Origin of the sequence: Mycolicibacterium peregrinum, from assembly GCF_001665625.1 — a bacterium.
GTDB lineage: Bacteria > Actinomycetota > Actinomycetes > Mycobacteriales > Mycobacteriaceae > Mycobacterium > Mycobacterium peregrinum_B.
In genome coordinates this window covers 1-18,801 of sequence record NZ_LZSY01000080.1, presented here as the reverse complement: position 1 = coordinate 18,801, position 18,801 = coordinate 1, and the positions used below count along the sequence as shown (strand labels likewise).

Genomic DNA, 18,801 nt, shown 5'->3' with positions numbered 1-18,801 from the left:
AGGAACCGCCATGAGAATCCTCGTCGCCAACGTCAACACGACGGCCTCGATGACCGATGCGATCGCCGAGTCGGCACGCGGTGTCGCGTCGCCGGGTACCGAGATCGTCGGCATCACACCGCGTTTCGGTGCGGACTCGTGTGAAGGAAACTTCGAGAGCTACCTCGCGGCCATCGCGGTCATGGACGCGATCACGTCCTACCCCGAGCCGTTCGACGCAGTGATTCAGGCCGGCTACGGCGAGCACGGTCGGGAAGGTCTGCAGGAGTTGCTCGACGTCCCGGTGGTCGACATCACCGAGGCGGCCGCGTCGACGGCGATGTATCTGGGCCACAAGTACTCGGTCGTCACCACGCTCGACCGCACCGTCCCGCTGATCGAAGACCGTCTGAAGCTCGCGGGACTCGATGCGCGGTGCGCTTCGGTGCGGGCGTCGGGCCTCGGTGTGCTCGAACTCGAGTCGGATCCGGATCGGGCGGTCGAGGCGATCGTCCGCCAGTCTCGAGAGGCTGTCGAGAACGACCACGCCGAGGTGATCTGCCTCGGCTGCGGCGGCATGGCCGAGCTCGAAGCGAAGGTGAGGGCCGCGACCGGCGTCCCGATCGTCGACGGAGTCCGCTCGGCGGTCACCATTGCCGAAGGGCTGGTTCGGATGGGTCTGTCCACGTCGAAGGTGCGGACCTACGCGACTCCGCGCAAGAAGAAGGTCATCGGCTGGCCAATCCAGCCGTAGACCGGCGACTCAGACGAGACTGAGCGCCCCCATGTGGGCGCCCGGTCTCGTTGTCTCAGAGCATGATCTGGCGGTTGACGTCCTTGTACAACAGGTAACGGAAGTTCGATGGCCCGCCCGCGTAGCACGCCTGCGGGCAGAAGGCGCGCAGCGAGAGGAAGTCGCCTTCCTGCACTTCGACCCAGTCTCCGTTGAGGTGATAGACGGCCTTGCCCTCGAGCATCAGCAGGCCGTGTTCCATCACGTGGGTCTCGGCGAACGGAATGGTCGCGCCGGGTTCGAACGTGACGACGTTGACGTGCATGTCGTACGCGAGGTCCTGTGGGTCGAGCATGCGTGTCGTCCGCCATTTGCCGTCGGTTCCTGGCATGGCTGACGGTTCGATGTCCTGCTCGTTGCCGAACTTGACCGACGGCGTGTGGCCCTCGATGACCTCATAGCGCTTGCGGATCCACACGAAAGTCGCGTCGGCGTCGCCGTTGTTGTGGGCTGACCAGTCGGTGCCCGCCGGAAGGTAGGCGAAGCCGCCCTCGGTGAGGGTCTGCGACTGATCTGCCGCGTCGACGGTGAGCGCACCGGACGTGACGAACAGGAAGCTCTGCACCGCGGGTTGCGGCTCGGGTCGCTGCGCCCCGCCACCCGGCTTGACCTCGACGATCGCCTGGTAATACGTGGTCGCACCACCGGCGACCGGGCGGTTGATGATCCACGCGCGCGTATCGGTCCACTCCGGGAACACCGAGGTGACGATGTCGGAGAGGACGCCGCGCGGGATCACCGTGTAGGCCTCGGTGACGATGGCGCGGTCGGTCAGCAGATCGGTCTGCGGGGGCAGTCCGCCGCGGGGCGTGTAGTACGACGCTTCGGTCCTTGGGGGGGTCACGGGTTGCTCCTGGTGGTGTGGCCGAGCGCGATGTCGCGCACGGTGGACATGGAGAGATCGGTGGCTGTCTCGATCTCATCGACGGTGAGGGCGCCGCACACGCTGCCCCGATGGATGACGTTGGCGAGCGCGCGGGCGGTGGCCGGCTCGTCCATGACGGTCGAGTCGAGCCGGTGGACATAGTTGCGTAGGCGGGTCGCGGCCGGCGCGAAGGCGCCACGGTAGAACGCATAGGTGGCCAGGAATCGGGTGACGAGTTGGGCGGGGTGCATATCCCAGCCCTGGTAGATGCCACGTTCCAGGTGGCGCCGGACCAGGCGCGCGTGCAGCTTTCACGCCTTGGCGACATTGTCGGGCTCGCCGACCGGGAGGATGTTGGTCGAGCCGTCGGACAGGTGCACGCCCGTGCCGGCGACGGCGAGTTGCATGACGTTCTTGGCGTGGTCCGCCGCGGGATGCTCCATCGACTGGTAGGCGGCGGCGATACCGAGGGACGCCGAGTAGTCGTAGGTCCCGTAGTGCAGTGAGCTGACGCGGCCCTGGCCGGCGTGGATGAACTGGGCAACGGGTGCGCGGCCATCGGCGCCGAGGATCGCCTGCGGCGTTTCGACCTGCACTTCGAAGCGGATGTGGCCGGAGGTGAGTCCGTTCGCCCCTTCGAGTGCGCTCGCGACCATGACCATCGCCTCAACCTGGTCGACGGACGTCACCTTGGGCAGGGTGAGGGTGAGACCGTCCGGGAGACCGCCGGATTCGACGAGCCCGCTGACGAACATGTCGAGTGTGCGCAGTCCGCGCGCCCGGGTGCCGGCTTCGAAGCATTTGAATCGGGTGCCGACGAACGGCGTCGAGGTGCCCGCGTCGAGCGCGATCCGCAGCGCGGCGATCGCCTGTGCAACATCGGCGTCCTCGGTCGCGTCGTCGAAGGTGCCGTAGCCGTCCTCGAAGTCGATGCGGAGGTCTTCGATCGGCTCGGTGGCCAGCTTGTTTTGGACGAGGCCTGCGAGAGTCTCGGGTTCACAGTCGGTTCCGCTGCCTGCGCCGAGGAGTGCGGCCACGGCGTCGAGCCCGCCCGCGTCCTTCGCAGCCGCAAGGGCGATCGATCCCCAGTCGGCGGGCATCGTCGCCGAGTACCGGTTGCCCGGGATGTAGACGGTGTGGACCGGCTGCCGACGGCCGTCGTCGCCGGGGTATCGGTTCACCAGTTCTGCGTCAGCGGCCGAGAGGCGGCGATCGACGTCGGCCAGCACCGCATCGTCGAGGCGTCGTGTCACAGATGTGCCTCCCTTGTCTGAAAGTTCTCGTATGGACACAATTCCACATTGTGGAGTTTAACGCGAGTGCAATCGGCGCCTGATATGCGTTTCCTCATCGAAACACTTATTCCATATTGCGGAAATAATCTTGCGCGTGTTGGATGGAACGACAGTTGTCGGCCGGGAGTGGAATGTATGGCGGAGAAGACAGGCGGCGTGCAGTCGGTGGAGCGCGCGTTCGAGCTGATGGAGTTGATCGGGCGTGCCGGAGGAGAGTGCTCGCTGACAGAGTTGTCGGCGGAGTCTCCGTTGCCGCCGCCGACCATTCACCGTTTCCTGCGCACCCTGGTCGGAATCGGCTACGTGCGCCAACTACCCAATCGCCGCTACGCCCTGGGGCCGCGATTGATTCGGCTCGGCGAAGTTGCGAACCGCCAATTGGGCGCGGTCGCCGCTCCGGTACTGCAGTCGTTGGTCGACGAACTGTCCGAGACCGCGAGTCTCGCAGTGCTGGACGGTGACATGGTGATCTACACCGGACAGGTTCTGCCTTCGACGCTGGTGCGCACGAACAGTGAAGTCGGCCAGCGCGTCGGTCTGCACACGTCCGGTGTGGGCAAGGCTGTTCTGGGCGAGTTGGACGACGCGCGCATTCTGAAACTGGTGACACAGTCCGGACTTCCCGCACCGACCGAGAACAGTGCATCCACCCTCTCCGCGGTATTCGCGAACGTCGAGCGCGTGCGCATCGACGGGTACGCGATCGACAACGAGGAACTCGAGATCGGGATTCGCTCCGTCGCGATGGCAGTGCCCGGCGCCCCGACTCCGATGGCAATCGGCATCTCCGGGCCCTCGGCTCAGGTCAGTGAGGAACTCATCGCCCGAGCCGTGCCCGCGCTGAAGAAGGCCACCGGCGTGATCTCGGAAGCCCTGATCGGGGCCAAAGAGCAGTAAATGTCGGCCTACCGCTACTCACGCAAGGGTGTCGACGCCTAACCCAGACGGTCGCGGAACATGCCACCGCGGCGAGCTACGGGCCATGCTGATCGACGCACTGCCTACCGGCGCGATCCGCTGGGGACACAAGGCGGTCCGGGCGGTGGCCACCACCAGCGGCCAGCCCGAAGTCGTCTGCGACCTGCCCGGTGCGCTCCTCGATATCGAGCAGGCCGCCCTGCCCACGTGTCGTTGGTGACGCCTCGGCTTCGTACACCGCTGCCGGCACGCCGTGACGGTTCAGCGTGCAGGCGATCCGTACGAGCAGTTCTGTGCAAATGGCCAAACCGGACCTGATCCGGGCACCAATAGTGGCCGGAGGTGCCGGGCAGTATGTTTCCTCGGGTGTGGGAGGAACGTGCGGGCCGATCACCGTGGGTACGCACAGTCTGGCGCGCGAACGTGGAGAGTCCCGAACGCTATTCGGTAATCGGATCCGAGTATTGGGGTTTGTCGTTCATCCGTCGCCGGGACGGAGAGTTGGCCGCGGAGCTGGACGGTCCGAGCCTGCGCAATCGGGTCGTCGACGGGCATTTGGGTGAGCGGTACTGGGGCGTCGAACTCGCCGCCTATGTCGCAATCCCAGGCGTGCCCAAGCGGGCGATACTCGGCGAGACGGTGACCTTGCCCGTATCGGGCGGCCACGTCCTCCTCGGGGATCACCGATGGCCGCTGCCAACCTGGCCCGATCTTGAAGACTGGGTCGATCACCTGGCTGAGAACCGCGGGCTACTGGTCGACGAGGAGGTCCGCAAGGCACTGAACGGGGATCGGATCGGCGCCTCGGAACGGACTTGGCAACGCCGCTACCGTCGCACGGTCGGGCTGACCGCTCAACAGATCGATCAACTTCACCGCGCGCAGCACGGCTACTTCCTGTTGCAGACGGGGCACTCGCCTGCGGAAGCGGCGGCCGCGGCCGGATTCGCCGATCAGCCGCATCTGACGCGCTCACTGCGGTTGATCCGCGGTCAGACCCCGGCCGCGATCATTGCCGCCCAAAGGCGTAGGCAGCACTGACGCGCCCGCAGACGACACCGCGACGGTGTCGGCATCGGGAGTTGTCGTTCTGGTTCAAGAACTGGCCTGCGGTCTCGCGATCAACTAGTGGTGACGAAAGGAAACCCATGACTGCTGTCCCCGCTGCACCGGCCGGATTCTCGACGATCAACCCGTTCATCGTCACGCGTGACGCCGAGGGGCTGATCCGTTTTCTGACCGATGTGTTCGACGCCGTCGAGCATCCCGACGCCCGCACCGTCGACGACGACGGGCTCCTCCTGCATGCCGAGCTTCAGATCGGTGGCAGCACTGTGATGTTCGCCGAACGGAAGCCCGGCTGGCCATTCACCCCGGCACTGCTGCAAGTTTATGTCGACAATGTCGAGGTCGTGCTGGAGCGTGCGGCCGCCGGCAGTGCCGAGATCATCACCTCACCAACCGAGTTCTTCGGTGAAGTCTTCTCCCGTTTCCTCGACCCCTGGCACAACCTGTGGTGGGTATACCAACGCGGGACCGCCCTGGACAACAACCGGGGCGAGAGCTCCACCGGCACCGACTGGTCCGGAAACACTGACGATTCGGCGGCGTGGGAGCCGACTCCCGAACTCACCTATATCCACGACACACTGCTTCAGGCGCTCCCCAAAGTCCTTGACCCCCATAACTGATCGACCAGAAGTAGGTTCCAATCATGGCGAACCAAGACATCAGCTACGACGACGCCGACGCCCCTTGGAATCAGGAAGCCGGCCAAGATCCATCGAACTGGAACGACGACGTGATTGCCGAGTTCCGGGCGAACGCGGGCCAGGTCGGCGGTCACTACATCGGGTCCCCGCTGATCCTGTTGACTACGACCGGTGCCCGTAGCGGTGCGCTCCGAGTAGTGCCTCTGGCGCCCAACTATCGCGGCGACATGCTCTACCTCAGCTCGTTCCGAGAAGATCGGGATCCGGACTGGTTCCACAACATCAGAACGAACCCGACCGTCACTGTCGAGATCGGGACCGAGACGCGTCAGGGAACGGCGACGGCGCTGGCGGGTGCCGAGTACGACGAGTTCGCCGAGTGGGTGCGGCGAAACAACCAGCTGTTGGCCGAGTTCCAGGCGACGATCGACCGGCCGGTGCCACTGGTGACGATCCGCTTCGCGCCCACTCGATCCATGGGATGACAGGCAGCTCTCCCCCCGCCACATCTGGAGCGAGGAACTGCTGCGTGGCGGAAGGAATACGGCCGAGTCGAATAAAGCGGGATGTCGAGGAACCGCACTCGCCGAATACTAGAACGTGTTCTAATTCGGTGCATGTCCAGTTCAGCGGCGGGGCACGCGGACCCTGCGTTTGCGGAAGTAAAGGCCGTTTTTGAAGCAGGTTTGGCCAACGGCGACGACCTCGGCGCCGCGGTGGCGGTATTCGTCGACGGTCGTGCGGTGGTGGATCTATGGGGAGGCATCGCCGACAGACGGACCGGACGTCCGTGGACGCGCGACACCGCGTGTCCAACCTTTTCCTGCACCAAGGGTGTGACCGCGACGGCCGCCCTCATGGTCGTCCAGCAATGCGGCCACGGCGCCGACGACCCGGTGAGCGCCTGGTGGCCGGAATTCGCACAACACGACAAGCACGAGACCACGCTGAGCGACCTGATGGCCCACCGAGCCGGGTTGCCCGTCGTGGAGCGCCCGGTTTCGGTGGCCCAAGCTGCCGACCCCGCGGCGATGGCCGGCCTGTTGGCCGGCCAATCCCCACTCTGGCAGCCCGGGACCGAACATGGTTATCACGCTTTGTCTTTCGGCTGGCTGGTCGGCGAATTCGTGCGCCGCCACAGCGATATGACTGTCGGCGAGTTCACCCGGCGCCACTTGGGCGATCGGCTGTTCATCGGCGCGTCCGGTACGGCGGTGCCCGACGTTGCCCGGATCAGTTCGCCACCGCCGGAGCAGCGGGTCTGGAGTGTCGAGAACGCGCCGCCGATACCGGGCGACACCGTCGCCGAGATGGTGACCGCGATGTCCGATCCAGAATCGCTGTTCATCCGGGCATCAACGAATCCCGTTGCATCCTATAACGATCCAGAAGTGCTGGCGGCCGGCTGGCCCGCGGCTGGGCTCGTCACCACCGCTCGTGACCTGGCCAAATTCTATGGCGACCTGATCAGCGGAACCCTGGTTGCCCCGGGCCCTCTGCAGGAAGCGACGACAGAACGCGTGCGCGGCAACGACCGGGTGCTGTGTTTGGAAAGCGCATTCGGGCTCGGCTACATGCTGCCGTCGCAGAACTTCGTGGTGCCCGAACCGGCACAACGGACGGCTTTCGGCCACCCGGGCGCCGGCGGCTCGGTGGGACTGGCCGATCTCGAACACAAGGTCGCTTTCGCGTTCACGCCCAATCTGCGCCGCGACTGGTTGGCCGGCGATCGCCGTGCCTATCGGCTCATCGCCGCGGTGTACGACGCGCTGTGACACCGCGACGCAACTGACACCCGCGGCGCTCCCCCACGCCGAACATCACGCCCTTCCTTGAAGGGCTCCCGGCTTTCCTGAAGTGTTGAGAGTATGAATCGCAACGTGCTCATTCGCACCTTTGCCGCTCTACGGTTCACTACCGGCATCGCCGCCTGGTTGGCTCCGAACACCACGGGTCGACTCATCGGACTCAGTGCCGGCCGCGACCAGCCACTCACGACTCAACTCTTCGGCTCGCGGGAGCTGACGTTGGCAGTCGCGATCACCGAAACCGCTTCCCCACGATTGCAGACTCGGGCGCTACAGCTAGGACTACTCACCGACCTCCTGGACGTCATCGCTGCTGCACGTGGGATCCGAGCCCGAACGCTCTCGCCTACCGGCGCAATCGTCGCCGGCGGCGGCGCCGCACTTTTCGCAGGCCTGGGAGTCGCGGCCCTCACTAGTCGAGAGCAAGCGGCCGTCCATCCTGCGTAGCATTCATTGCGCGCAGGTCATACACATACGACCGGTCGCCCTTGGGGCTCACCCACACACCTTCCGGCGGCAGGTCACCACGCCCCGCATAGTCGAACGGTCGCGATGAAACGACTGATCGGGTTCAGCGCTACAACCGTCGGACATCGAGCGCGGTCTCGGCTACCGCGGCGGCGTCGCGCCGTTCGACGAAATACGCTCCCGCGGTGTGATTTTCGGCGACGGCTTCGACGAACTGAATGCCGCGGTAGACAACGCCGGCACCGTCATCGGTGGCGAACGCTGATGGAAGAACCGCGGTGCCCACCAACTCATGTAGTAGCGGCCGGCGCTGATCCTCGGAGTCGTAGTGCACGCCGTTGGCGTAGGGCAGGAACCCCAGCCCGTTGGTAATAGGTCGTAGTTGCGGGCCGAACGAATCGGTGGTGCCGCCGGCGTGCCAGCAGATGGAACCGGCCGAGATGCCGGTCAGCACCACCCCGGCCTGCCACGCTGTACGTAGGGCTTCATCGACTCCGTGCAGTCGCCACATCGCCAGCAGTCCCGCGACACTGCCGCCGAACACCCACACCACATCCTGCTCCAACAGATGCGCGGTGACATCGTCGACGGTCGGCATCGGGAACAACGCCACATGCGACGGGACGAAGCCACGAACCTGCGCCGCCTCGGTGAGGTAGTGCAGGACCGCCTTGTCGTCACCCATCGCCGTCGCCAACATGCAGACGCGCGGAGGTCGTCCGGTGACACCGGAAAGCTCCACCGCGTAATCGGTCAAGGCGGTGAACTCGAGACGCGTGCGCCGCCCCGGTCCTATTCCGCCACTGGTCGCCAGAATGGTGGGTGCATCCGCAGGCATGGCTGGGACGGTAGGCGCACCGCCCGTTGGGGGCAATCCGGTTTTCGGCCGGCGACGAGGTCATGCACCGCAAGGAATAAACCCGCACCTCGGTCAACTTGGCTCAAAAGTCGGCCCTCTCCCAGACCCAGGAGCATCCATGACCCGTCCCGTTCGCGTCGCCGTGCAGATCCAGCCCGGCGGTGCCCCCGACTACCGCACTTGGCGCGACGCCGTCCTGGCCGCCGACGACCTCGGCGTTGACGTGATCTTCGGTTACGACCACTTCCATCGCCCGGCGATGAAGGCTCTCGTCGACGGCAAGCCCGTCCTGTTCGACGAGCAACCCGACGTCGCCAATTTCGAGGGCTGGACCGCGCTCGCATCGTGGGGTGAGATCACCTCGCATGCCGAGATCGGGCTCCTCGTGACCGGCGTCGGGTACCGCAACCCGGACCTGCTCGCCGACATGGCGCGCACCGTCGACCACATCAGTGGCGGCCGGCTCATCCTTGGCCTGGGCGCCGGATGGTACGAAAAGGACTACACCACCTATGGTTACGACTTCGGCACCTTCGGCTCCCGCTTCGATCTGTTCGACGAGAGCCTGATCCGCATCGAGAACCGGCTCACCGCACTGATCCCGCCGCCGCTGCGCAAGGTGCCCATCCTCATCGGCGGCACGGGCCCCAAGCGCTCGCTGCCCGCCGTCGCCAGGCATGCCGACATCTGGCACGCGTTCCAGGACCTCGACGCGTTCCGCAAGTCCAGCGACCGCGTCGACGAGTTGGCAGCGACATTCGGCCGCAACGGCGCCGATATCGAACGCTCGACCCTGTGGCAGGACGCCGACAGCGCCGACGCCTTCCGCGAAGCCGGCGTCACGCTGTTCCAGACCGAGCTCACCTCCGACAACGGATACGACCTCGCATCTCTGAAGCAGGTGGTCGCCTGGAGGGACAACGGGTGACGACAGTCGGCGTGTGTCTTTGACGGGTGTGGCGCGATGACGTGCGCATCGCGCTTGCCGCGGCGATCCGCGCCGAGGCCGAGAACGGGCGGCGTCGCGCTGCGCTCAGTCACGGGCTCGGCTCATGCGCAGGATCAAGGCAACCGTGTCCTCCGAGTGCAGTGCCGGAGTGAGAACTTTCTGCAAGAGCAGGCCACGAATAGTGGCAGTGGCGACGGTGGCCATGTCCCGCGCTTCCTTGGTGTCGTGCCCCTCGCGTTCCGCGAGTGAGGCCAGCGTCGCGGTCAGGTCGTCGAGCGAGTCGATGAACTCGCGAAACTCTTCTGGGCTGTAGGCGGCGAGCCCCACGACGTGAAAGAAGCCGCGGATGCGTGACAGCTGCTCGGGGCGCGTGTAGGTCCGCCAGATCGCCACGACGAGGTCGTCAAACGTGCCCTGCTGAGCGGTCTTGAAAAGCGCCTCGTTGTCACGAGATCGCTGCACCGTAAGCATGGCCGCCAAAACGCCCGAGAGTGACCCGAAGTGGTACCGCAGCAGTGCGTGGCTGGTCCCAGCTCGAGTGGCGACCTCCCGCAGCGACACCTCCGGCGAAGGGAGGTCCCCCTCGAAGGCGTCGAGCAGCCGAACCAGGAGCCGGTCGCGTGCGCCGCCGTTGAGTTCCGTGCTTGACAGGGCCACTCCCGCAGTTTATCCATTGGATAAGAGTCATCCAATGGATAATTATTACTGAGGGCGCCGTCCTGCGAGGCCCGCTGAGTTGTGAAGGACCCTTGATGAGCTCCATGTGGCACGGCTGTCTCGCCGACACCGACTATTTCGAGATGCGCTCCAGCGGTGGGCATGACTACGGCGTGTGGGTGACCACGCCGCCCGGCTACAACCGCGTCACGGCACGACTGCCTGTCGTGTACGTGCTCGACGGGAACTGGGCTGTGGGCCTGACGGCTCCGCTGATCGTCACCCAGATGGACCCGATGCAGCGGATCCAGCCCTACATCCAAGTCAGCGTCGGCTACGCGGGCGAGCAAGCACAAGACTGGGATCGGCTGCGCAACCGAGACTTCGTGCCACCGGGCGAGCCCATCGCCAAGGAACTCATCGATGCCGTCGAGATGGGGTTGGAGACCGGCGCGAGGACCCGAGAGGAATCCGACGCCTACCTGGCCGAATTACGCGACACTCATGCCGACGTGTTCCTGAGCTTCCTTACTTCCGAACTGCACCCGCGGATCGAACACGACTATGACACAGCCGCAAGCGGTCACGGTCTTTTCGGCTACTCCTACGGCGGACTTTTCAGTCTCTACACCTGGCTCACCGGCAGCACCCTCTTCGAGAGCATCGCAGCGGGCAGCCCCGGCGTCATCTCCGAAGACAGTCAGATCTTCGCCCAGCTCGACGAGTTGGGCGACAGCCGGCGTGGCACCAAACTTCACGTAACCCTCAACGACAGAGAGCTTCTCGGAGACCTGGCCGTGTACCAAAGCCTCGCGAAGAACACGGCCATCGTCCTCCATCGCCTCAAGTCTCGCAACGAAGCAGTCACCAGCGAGATCCTGCGCGAAACGCACGTGACTGGCGTGCAGGCCTCGTTCCTCAGTTACCTCAGGACCTGTCGGCCTATGTGAGTGCGATATCGGCCCAAACAGGGTCGGCCCAGGCGGACAATGACCATATGTCCACTGCGCTCTGGATCCTGGTCGCGGTCCTTGCCGTCGGCATCATCGCCGGCGGCTTGCTGCGGATACGGGCTTGGTTGCAGCGGCCGGCCCCGCCCGAGATCATCGACGCCGCGCGCCGTCGCAATGAGCAGGACGATCGCTCCCCCGATTGACATGCCTGGACTAGCACAATTGCTCACCGAGAACTCATAACGAATCAACTTTGTTCTCAGCTGGTTTCAGCATGGGAACCTGTGGGCGCCCGATGGTCAGCCACACTAGGACACGCACCCGACGTCATGGAGGAACGATTCCGGAATGAGCCCCGTCGCCGAATTCGATTTCATCATCGTGGGAGCAGGCAGTGCGGGTTGCCTGCTCGCCAATCGGCTGAGCGCGAACCCCGATCACCGTGTGCTCTTGATCGAGGCCGGCGGCAAAGACAACTGGTTCTGGATCAAGGTGCCGGTGGGCTATCTGTACACCATCGCCAATCCCCGCACCGACTGGTGCTTCACTACCGAGGCCGATCCAGGCCTGGCCGGCCGCAGCATTCACTATGCGCGGGGCCGCGTGATCGGTGGTTGCTCGTCGATCAACGCCATGATTCACATGCGCGGACAGTCAAGCGATTACGATCTGTGGGCGCAGGCCACTGGTGACGACCGATGGCGCTGGGGCGGCCCGGACACCCCTGGCGAGACACTGGCGATCTACAAGAAGTTGGAAGACTACTTCGGCGGGGCCGACGAGTGGCACGGCACCGGTGGAGAGATCCGTGTCGAGCGGCCGCGCGTGCGCTGGAAGATCTTGGATGCCTGGCAGGCCGCCGCCGCCCAGACCGGCATCGCCCCCATCGCGGAATTCAACCGGGGCGACAATTCGGGCAGCGCCTATTTTCACGTCAACCAACGACGAGGCAGGCGCTGGTCGATGGCGGATGCGTTCCTGCATCCCATCGCCCACCGGCCCAATCTCACCGTCTACACCGGGACCCAGGCCCTGGGACTCCTGATGGACAACCAGGTTCCCGACGATCAGCGGCGCGGCGCGTGGACCACGGCCCAGCATCGCGTCACCGGCCTGCGAATGCTCAAGGACGGCCAGACTCTCGACGTCCAAGCCCGCCGAGAGGTGATCCTGAGCGCCGGGGCGATCGGCTCGCCACATCTCATGCAGGCCTCGGGTCTGGGCCCGGCAGGGCTGCTCACCCAGCATCACGTGCCGGTGGTCGTCGATCTGCCAGGAGTGGGCGAAAATCTCCAGGACCACCTGCAGCTGCGCACGGTCTACCGCGTGCGAGGCGCCCGGACCGTCAACACGCTGTACCGGAACTGGGTCACCCGTGGCGGCATGGGACTTCAGTACCTGACGCTGCGATCAGGGCCGATGACCATGCCGCCCTCCACGCTGGGGGCTTTCGCAAAAAGCGACCCGGTGCTGGCGAGTCCCGATTTGGAGTGGCATGTGCAGCCGTTGTCGCTACCCAAGTTCGGCGAACCACTTCACCGCTATGCAGCGATCACTCCCTCGGTCTGCAACCTGCGCCCCAGCTCCCGTGGCCATGTGCGCATGGCCAGTGCCGATCCGCTGGCCAATCCAAAGATCACCTGTAACTACCTGTCGACTGACGATGATCGTCACATTGCCGTAAAGGGTCTTCGGATGACCCGGCAGATCATGGCAGCGCCGGCGCTGGCCCCCTATGGCCCGGAAGAGTTGCTACCCGGCCCACAACTGGTGAGCGACGAAGACCTGCAGCAAGCCTCTGGTGAACTCGGCACAACAATCTTCCACCCAGTGGGCACCTGCGCGATGGGAGCTTTTGACACACACGGTGTTCCGCGGTCACGTGCCACGGTGCTCGACACCGACTGCCGGGTGTATCGCGTCGCAGGGCTTCGAGTGGTGGATGCATCGGCGATGCCCACCATCACGTCCGGCAACACCAACGCGCCGGTCATGCTGATCGCCGAGCGCGCTGCGCGGGCGATCCTGGGATAGCGGGAGTCAAGGCAAAACAGTAACTCTCCTGGCATATCCCAACCGAGAAAGACCAGAGTTCCCAGTAGCGCGCCCTTGGATGTCGGTAGCGTCGGTGTAAGCAGTCGACTTGGAGGTGACCAGAGCAGGAAGGACGTGGGCAAATGGGCTCTCTCGACAGAGTTCGCGTCCGTGGTGCGCGCGAGCACAATCTGCGAGACGTCGATGTGGAGGTCCCGCGCGACGCCCTCGTTGCCTTCACCGGCGTGTCGGGCTCGGGTAAATCTTCGCTGACCTTCGGAACACTGTTCGCCGAGTCCCAGCGGCGGTACCTGGAATCCGTTGCGCCCTATGCGCGTCGCCTGATCGACCAGGTGGGCGTTCCGGATGTCGACTCGATCGAAGGAATGCCGCCGGCCGTCGCCCTGCGTCAGCAGCGAGGTGCAACAAGCACACGGTCGTCGGTCGGCAGCGTGACGACACTGTCCAGCCTGATCCGCATGCTGTACTCGCGTGCGGGTAACTACCCGGCGAAGCAGCCGATGCTCTACGCAGAAGACTTCTCCCCCAACACACCTCAGGGCGCCTGCCCCACCTGTCATGGCATGGGCCGGGTATACGAGGTGACCGAAGCACTGATGGTCCCGGACCCGACGCTGACGATCCGTGACCGCGCAATCGCCTCGTGGCCACCCGCCTGGTACGGGCAGAACCTGCGGGACATCCTGGTCTCGCTCGGTTACGACGTCGACATCCCCTGGGAGAAGCTGCCGCGCAAAGACCGTGAGTGGATCCTGTTCACCGAAGATCGCCCAACGGTACCGGTGTACGCCGGGCTTACCCCGGCGCAAACCCGCCGTGCCATCAAGGACGACTGGGAACCCAGCTACCAGGGCACCTTCATCGGTGCTCGCCGGTACGTGCTGGATACTTTCGCCACCACCAAGAGCGCCGGCGTCAAGAAGCGCGTCTCGCAGTTCGTCGGAAGTGGACCATGCCCAGCGTGCCACGGAAAGCGGTTGAAACCCGAGGCGCTCTCGGTGACATTCGAGGGTCTCGACATCGCCGCGCTGTCACGGCTCACGTTGGACCAACTCGCTGTGCTCTGCTGCACTGTGCTCGGCCCCGACTGGGCGCCCGAGGTGTCCAGTGAGGTACTCGACAAGAAGACACGAAGGTCGGCGGTCAAGGCCCGCGTGGAGGCTGGAGGGTCCGCTCATACCGCGGCGCCAGATGTTCGGCAAACACCCAACATGTCGGCCGAGAAGCGTGCCGCCGCACAGCGATTGGTGGCGGATCTGCAGGAGCGGCTGCAACCGCTGATCGATTTGGGGCTGGGATATCTATCTCTCGCACGCAGCACGCCAACTCTCTCGGGAGGAGAGCTGCAGCGTGTCCGGCTGGCGACACAGCTGTCGTCTCAGCTGTTCGGAGTCGTGTACGTGCTGGATGAACCATCGGCCGGTCTGCACCCTCGCGACCGCGACGCGTTGCGCGACATCTTGCAGGGACTCAAACGCAGCGGCAACAGCGTTTTCGTGGTCGAGCACTCACTCGATATCATCGCCGCCGCAGACTGGCTGGTCGACATCGGGCCGGGTGCAGGCGTGGACGGCGGTCAGATCCTCTATAGCGGGCCGCCGGCCGGTCTGGCCAAAGTCACTGAATCTGTCACGCGCCGTTACTTGTTCGGTAAGGGCGCACAGTCCAGTTCGCGCACCCCACGGCATCGGAGCGACTGGCTTGAGCTCGCCGACGTGCGGCGCAACAACCTGCACGATATTTCTGTGTCGGTCCCGTTGCGATGCCTCACCGCAGTTACCGGAGTATCCGGATCGGGCAAGTCAAGCCTCGTCGCACACGCGCTCGCCGAAATCGTCGGCGATCACCTTGGCCGCCCCGTCCGCTTCGACGACTTGGGTGACGACGACCTGCTCGCCGAGGCCGCGCCTCCCGCCTCGGGCGAGGTGGTCGGCGACCCCCGCGGCATACGCAGAGTCGTGTGCATCGACCAGAAACCGATCGGCCGCACGCCGCGATCCAATGTCGCCACCTACACAGGAGTGTTCGACCACATCCGGCGAAGGTTCGCCGAGACTCCGGAGGCACAGGCTCGGGGCCACAAGCCTGGGCGATTCTCCTTCAACGTCGCAGGCGGGCGCTGCCCAACCTGCGAAGGCGAAGGGTGGGTGATGGTCGAACTGCTTTTCCTCCCAAGTGTTTACAGCCCATGCCCGGAGTGCCATGGAACCCGATACAACGCAGAGACTCTCGAAATCAGATGGCACGGCCACAACATCGCCGAGGTGCTCGAGCTCAGCGTTTCGTCAGCAAGGGGATTCTTCGACGGCGAGGCGGACATACTTCGAGCTATTGAGGCACTATGCGACGTCGGGCTCGGCTATCTACGACTCGGACATCCAGCCACCGAACTGTCGGGGGGCGAGGCGCAACGCGTCAAGCTCGCCGGTGAACTGCAGCGTGCGCACCGTGGCGACACCCTCTATCTTCTCGACGAGCCCACTGCGGGGCTCCACCCCGCCGACACCGACCGGCTGCTCGCACACCTGCACCGGCTCGTCGACGCGGGCAACACTGTGGTTGCCGCCGAACTGGATATGCGGGTAGTCGCACAGGCTGACTACGTCATCGACCTGGGTCCCGGCGCCGGCGCGGCCGGCGGCAGGATCGTCGCTGCGGGGACGCCTGCGGAGATTGCGGAATGCTCGGACAGCGCAACTGCGCCCTACCTGGCCGCTGCGCGCTGTCGCTGAACCGCCGTGAGTCTGCGTTCGTTCACCATCCACCGAAGACTTGAGCACGATCTCGTGATTCGCCGCGATGAGTTCCGTTCCCCGGTGCAGTCTGATCTGTATGGGCAGACTCATCTATGGCTTCACCGTGTCGGTGGACGGGTACATCGCCGACGCACAAGGCAGCATCGACTGGTCCGAGCCGAGCGAAGAACTGCACCAGTATTGGAACGACTTCGAGCGGGAGACCGCGTGCGCGTTCTACGGACGGCGGCTCTACGAACTGATGTCCGCATACTGGCCGACTGCCGACAAAGCCCCGGACGCAACCCCTCTGATCGTTGACTTCGCCCACGTCTGGCGCGACATGCCCAAGGTCGTGTTCTCGAGCACGCTGGAGGCCGTCGACTGGAACTCCCGACTGGAACGCGGTGACCCGGTCGAGGTGGTGAAAAAGTTGAAAGCCGAGACCGAAGGCCAGATGGAGGTGGCCGGCGCGACACTGGCCGCGCCGATCGTGCAGGCCGGACTGGTGGACGAGTACCGACTCGTGATCGCACCCACCGCCGTGGGCGGCGGTACCCCGTTCTTCCCGACACTGCCGTCATGGATCTCGCTGCGACTGTTGGAGAACCGCACCTTCCCAGGCGGCACGGTCCTGCTGCGCTATGAGGCGCAACACGACTGATCTGGGTCGTCGCGTTACTCCGCGTTCTGCCCGAGTAGCGAGAAGAACGTGTACGACGGGTCATCGGGCCCCGGACTACCGAATGGAGTGGCGCGCGTCATCGGATGACTCACGTCGACGGTCGACGGGTTGTGCACGTGCGCCCAGTCGGTCACGATCTGCCGGGCGGTGAATTTCCATGCACCATCGCGCTTTTCATACTTGTCCAGGTACCGCCCACCGATGATGAGCTCGGTTTCGCCGTCGCCCGAGACAAACGTGTGGGTGGCGATGCTGTAGATCTCCCCCTCCGCGCGGTCGCCGCTCACCGCGAAGTTCGTCGTGGTGATGTGATGTTGCATCGACCGGAGATACGGACGGGTGTCAACGAGCGTGCGCAGGAAATCGTCGACGGACCCCGATGAGAAAGCGCCGTGGTCGTCGTCCGCGTCCTGGTGGTACAGGCTCCGGAGCGTGACGATGTCCCCGCGATCGACCGCCCGGCAGTACCCGTGCACCAGCTTGCGCAGTGCGAATTCGTCGAGCATCTCCTGCACGAGCGGATCTGGTGTGGCGGCCGACATCCTGCCAACCTAGACGACCGACCCGGTCTGCCCCCTCGACAGCTCTCGACGCGAATGTCGGCCGGCTACAGCCCGGACGGGACAACCTTGTCGTTGACCGTCACCTTGACGTCGCCGGTCTTCGCGTCGAACTCGACCTTGCCGTGCTCGAACGTCGACACCAGCAGATCGCCGTCGGCGTTCTCGTCACTGGTAGGGACACCCAGCGGGCCTGCCGAGCCGTTGTCGCCGGTGACCGCCGGCACGCCGGCCGGGTCGCGTGGGACATTCCAGGCTTCCCGGATCTTGCCCGAGGTGATGTACGCAGGCGTGCCCGCCTCGTCATTCTTGGCGACGATCACCCCGCCCTGGAACTGCTGGAACACCACGCCACTGTCCCGGGTGCCCGCGTTACGGTCACCCGTCAGCGGCCTGCCGAGGAGTTCCTTCTGTTTGTCGGTGGCCGACGAGTATTTGGCAGCGATCGGGCCGGTCAGCGTCACCTCGACGTCTCTCTCGCCGATGAGCTTGACCGGCGCGGTCTGCGCCGGGTTTTGAACCGTGGAGGTGGAGATCAATCCGACCTGAGGCGACATCGATGCGTCGACGCTCTTGTCGTTGCTGCAGCCCGCGGTGATCAGCGCGACTGCAGCCAGACCGGCAAGTGCCGTTTGGCGGTATGCGCTCGTCCTCATGGGTTTCCTCTCGCGTGTACCTGCGGTGTGGGTCAAGTTACAACTGAACCCTCGTCCGGCCGGGACTATAACCCAACCACTTGAGTGGCGCAGGCGATCGCTGTCTGACACCGCCGTTCGACGGCGTAGCGGCACAGCCCCTAGATAACTTCTGCGCGAATAGAACTCACTGAGCTTCGCCGCGCCCCTAATACCGTGACCGGGCACTCCTACCGAATCCGATGTCGCATCTCGACCCCGGATTTCAACCACGAGAGGCGCGTTGACACCCATGTTGAATCGTTTCGCCACGCTGGCCGCTGTCTGCGTCTTGGCCCCGGTTGCCTTGACGCCCCTCGCGTCGGCCGACCCGCCGCCACCACCGCCGGATCCCGCCGCACCCGTCGATGCCGGACCCCCGCCGGACAACGGGCTGGTCGCCTCCGCCGAGCCGGGCGTGGTCACCACCCCCGACGGCTGGAAACTCACAGTGTCGGCCAAAGACGAGAGCCAGCTGCCGGTCGCGCCGCTGACCACCGCGGCATCGTCACGTGAGTACATGGTGGGAGCCACCTTCACCGGCACCGTCACCGGCGGCGGATCCACCTCGCTGACCGGCGGCACGCTGGACACGGGCTACCAGATCGGCTGCGGAATCGAGCTGGGCCAGGTCCGTCTGATCGGGTCCATCGGTCTGAGCACGTCGGGCTCGACGCTGGCCGGCATCATCCCGACCGGGGTGAGCATGCCGATCTCGGGCACCTTGGAGGTCCACCCCAAGCCCGGCACCGTCACCAACGTCTCGGTGAACAAGAAGTCGTTCAAGGCCGCACCGGTGCGCGTCACGTTGAAGGACGTTCACATCAAGGTGGACG

Annotated in this window: 19 protein-coding genes and 1 pseudogene; 14 read left to right on the top strand and 6 right to left on the bottom strand. The window is 65.0% G+C overall.

The window, feature by feature from the left end:
• Nucleotides 1–10 precede the first annotated feature (10 nt).
• A complete protein-coding gene (locus A5779_RS10100) occupies nucleotides 11–733 on the top strand; it encodes an aspartate/glutamate racemase family protein (protein ID WP_064881405.1) in 723 nt (240 codons plus the stop codon).
• Nucleotides 734–788: 55 nt separating this feature from the next.
• Here A5779_RS10100 and A5779_RS10095 read toward each other — a convergent pair whose 3' ends face one another.
• Complete coding sequence (locus A5779_RS10095) at nucleotides 789–1,616, bottom strand: bifunctional allantoicase/(S)-ureidoglycine aminohydrolase (protein WP_064881403.1); 828 nt, start codon at nucleotides 1,614–1,616, stop codon at nucleotides 789–791.
• Nucleotides 1,613–2,890 (bottom strand): annotated as a pseudogene (locus A5779_RS10090) (DUF6986 family protein). The gene A5779_RS10095 and the pseudogene A5779_RS10090 overlap by 4 nt, the downstream one beginning before the upstream one ends.
• A gap of 177 nt (nucleotides 2,891–3,067) precedes the next feature.
• Between A5779_RS10090 and A5779_RS10085 the strand changes: the two are divergent.
• The 6 genes from A5779_RS10085 to A5779_RS10065 all read left to right on the top strand — a co-directional run bounded on the left by A5779_RS10085 (nucleotide 3,068) and on the right by A5779_RS10065 (nucleotide 7,337).
• On the top strand, nucleotides 3,068–3,829 hold the full coding sequence (locus tag A5779_RS10085) for an IclR family transcriptional regulator (protein ID WP_064881401.1): 762 nt from the start codon (nucleotides 3,068–3,070) through the stop codon (nucleotides 3,827–3,829).
• Nucleotides 3,830–3,914: 85 nt separating this feature from the next.
• The gene (locus A5779_RS34015) at nucleotides 3,915–4,070 is read left to right on the top strand and encodes a hypothetical protein (RefSeq protein ID WP_165609768.1); all 156 of its coding nucleotides are present in this window, start codon (nucleotides 3,915–3,917) and stop codon (nucleotides 4,068–4,070) included.
• Between the two features lie 203 nt (nucleotides 4,071–4,273).
• A complete protein-coding gene (locus tag A5779_RS10080; RefSeq protein WP_207549060.1) occupies nucleotides 4,274–4,891 on the top strand; it encodes a helix-turn-helix domain-containing protein in 618 nt (205 codons plus the stop codon).
• Between the two features lie 107 nt (nucleotides 4,892–4,998).
• A complete protein-coding gene (locus tag A5779_RS10075) occupies nucleotides 4,999–5,541 on the top strand; it encodes a VOC family protein (protein WP_064881397.1) in 543 nt (180 codons plus the stop codon).
• A gap of 23 nt (nucleotides 5,542–5,564) precedes the next feature.
• Complete coding sequence (locus A5779_RS10070) at nucleotides 5,565–6,047, top strand: nitroreductase/quinone reductase family protein (RefSeq protein ID WP_064881395.1); 483 nt, start codon at nucleotides 5,565–5,567, stop codon at nucleotides 6,045–6,047.
• A gap of 81 nt (nucleotides 6,048–6,128) precedes the next feature.
• On the top strand, nucleotides 6,129–7,337 hold the full coding sequence (locus tag A5779_RS10065) for a serine hydrolase domain-containing protein (protein WP_236734717.1): 1,209 nt from the start codon (nucleotides 6,129–6,131) through the stop codon (nucleotides 7,335–7,337).
• Between the two features lie 610 nt (nucleotides 7,338–7,947).
• On the opposite strand, the gene A5779_RS10055 is transcribed toward A5779_RS10065, so the two are convergent.
• Nucleotides 7,948–8,676, bottom strand: coding sequence for a Type 1 glutamine amidotransferase-like domain-containing protein (locus tag A5779_RS10055; RefSeq protein WP_064881388.1), 729 nt, complete (start codon nucleotides 8,674–8,676; stop codon nucleotides 7,948–7,950).
• A gap of 139 nt (nucleotides 8,677–8,815) precedes the next feature.
• On the opposite strand from A5779_RS10055, the gene A5779_RS10050 reads away from it, so the two are divergent.
• Nucleotides 8,816–9,625, top strand: coding sequence for an LLM class F420-dependent oxidoreductase (locus tag A5779_RS10050; RefSeq protein WP_064881385.1), 810 nt, complete (start codon nucleotides 8,816–8,818; stop codon nucleotides 9,623–9,625).
• A gap of 105 nt (nucleotides 9,626–9,730) precedes the next feature.
• On the opposite strand, the gene A5779_RS10045 is transcribed toward A5779_RS10050, so the two are convergent.
• Complete coding sequence (locus tag A5779_RS10045; RefSeq protein WP_064881383.1) at nucleotides 9,731–10,303, bottom strand: TetR/AcrR family transcriptional regulator; 573 nt, start codon at nucleotides 10,301–10,303, stop codon at nucleotides 9,731–9,733.
• Nucleotides 10,304–10,398: 95 nt separating this feature from the next.
• Here A5779_RS10045 and A5779_RS10040 point away from each other — a divergent pair, with 95 nt between their 5' ends.
• From A5779_RS10040 to A5779_RS10025, 5 genes are all read left to right on the top strand, one after another.
• Nucleotides 10,399–11,253 carry an alpha/beta hydrolase gene (locus tag A5779_RS10040; protein ID WP_064881381.1) on the top strand — a complete coding sequence of 285 codons (855 nt, stop codon included), beginning with the start codon at nucleotides 10,399–10,401 and terminating at the stop codon, nucleotides 11,251–11,253.
• 47 nt (nucleotides 11,254–11,300) lie between these two features.
• Nucleotides 11,301–11,459, top strand: coding sequence for a hypothetical protein (locus A5779_RS34010; RefSeq protein ID WP_165609767.1), 159 nt, complete (start codon nucleotides 11,301–11,303; stop codon nucleotides 11,457–11,459).
• 145 nt (nucleotides 11,460–11,604) lie between these two features.
• Nucleotides 11,605–13,290, top strand: a complete 1,686-nt coding sequence (locus A5779_RS10035; protein WP_064881379.1) for a GMC family oxidoreductase — start codon at nucleotides 11,605–11,607, stop codon at nucleotides 13,288–13,290.
• A gap of 143 nt (nucleotides 13,291–13,433) precedes the next feature.
• Nucleotides 13,434–16,043 (top strand): excinuclease ABC subunit UvrA, encoded by a 2,610-nt coding sequence (locus tag A5779_RS10030; protein WP_064881377.1) that lies wholly within the window; start codon nucleotides 13,434–13,436, stop codon nucleotides 16,041–16,043.
• A gap of 100 nt (nucleotides 16,044–16,143) precedes the next feature.
• Nucleotides 16,144–16,710 (top strand): dihydrofolate reductase family protein, encoded by a 567-nt coding sequence (locus A5779_RS10025; protein WP_064881375.1) that lies wholly within the window; start codon nucleotides 16,144–16,146, stop codon nucleotides 16,708–16,710.
• Between the two features lie 14 nt (nucleotides 16,711–16,724).
• Here A5779_RS10025 and A5779_RS10020 read toward each other — a convergent pair whose 3' ends face one another.
• Together A5779_RS10020 and A5779_RS10015 are read right to left on the bottom strand one after the other, a co-directional pair.
• A complete protein-coding gene (locus tag A5779_RS10020; RefSeq protein ID WP_064881373.1) occupies nucleotides 16,725–17,273 on the bottom strand; it encodes a nuclear transport factor 2 family protein in 549 nt (182 codons plus the stop codon).
• 65 nt (nucleotides 17,274–17,338) lie between these two features.
• Nucleotides 17,339–17,947 carry an LGFP repeat-containing protein gene (locus A5779_RS10015; protein WP_064881372.1) on the bottom strand — a complete coding sequence of 203 codons (609 nt, stop codon included), beginning with the start codon at nucleotides 17,945–17,947 and terminating at the stop codon, nucleotides 17,339–17,341.
• Between the two features lie 271 nt (nucleotides 17,948–18,218).
• Here A5779_RS10015 and A5779_RS10010 point away from each other — a divergent pair.
• Nucleotides 18,219–18,801, top strand: a 583-nt coding sequence (locus tag A5779_RS10010; RefSeq protein ID WP_064881370.1) for an MspA family porin, incomplete at its 3' end; no start/stop codon positions are given.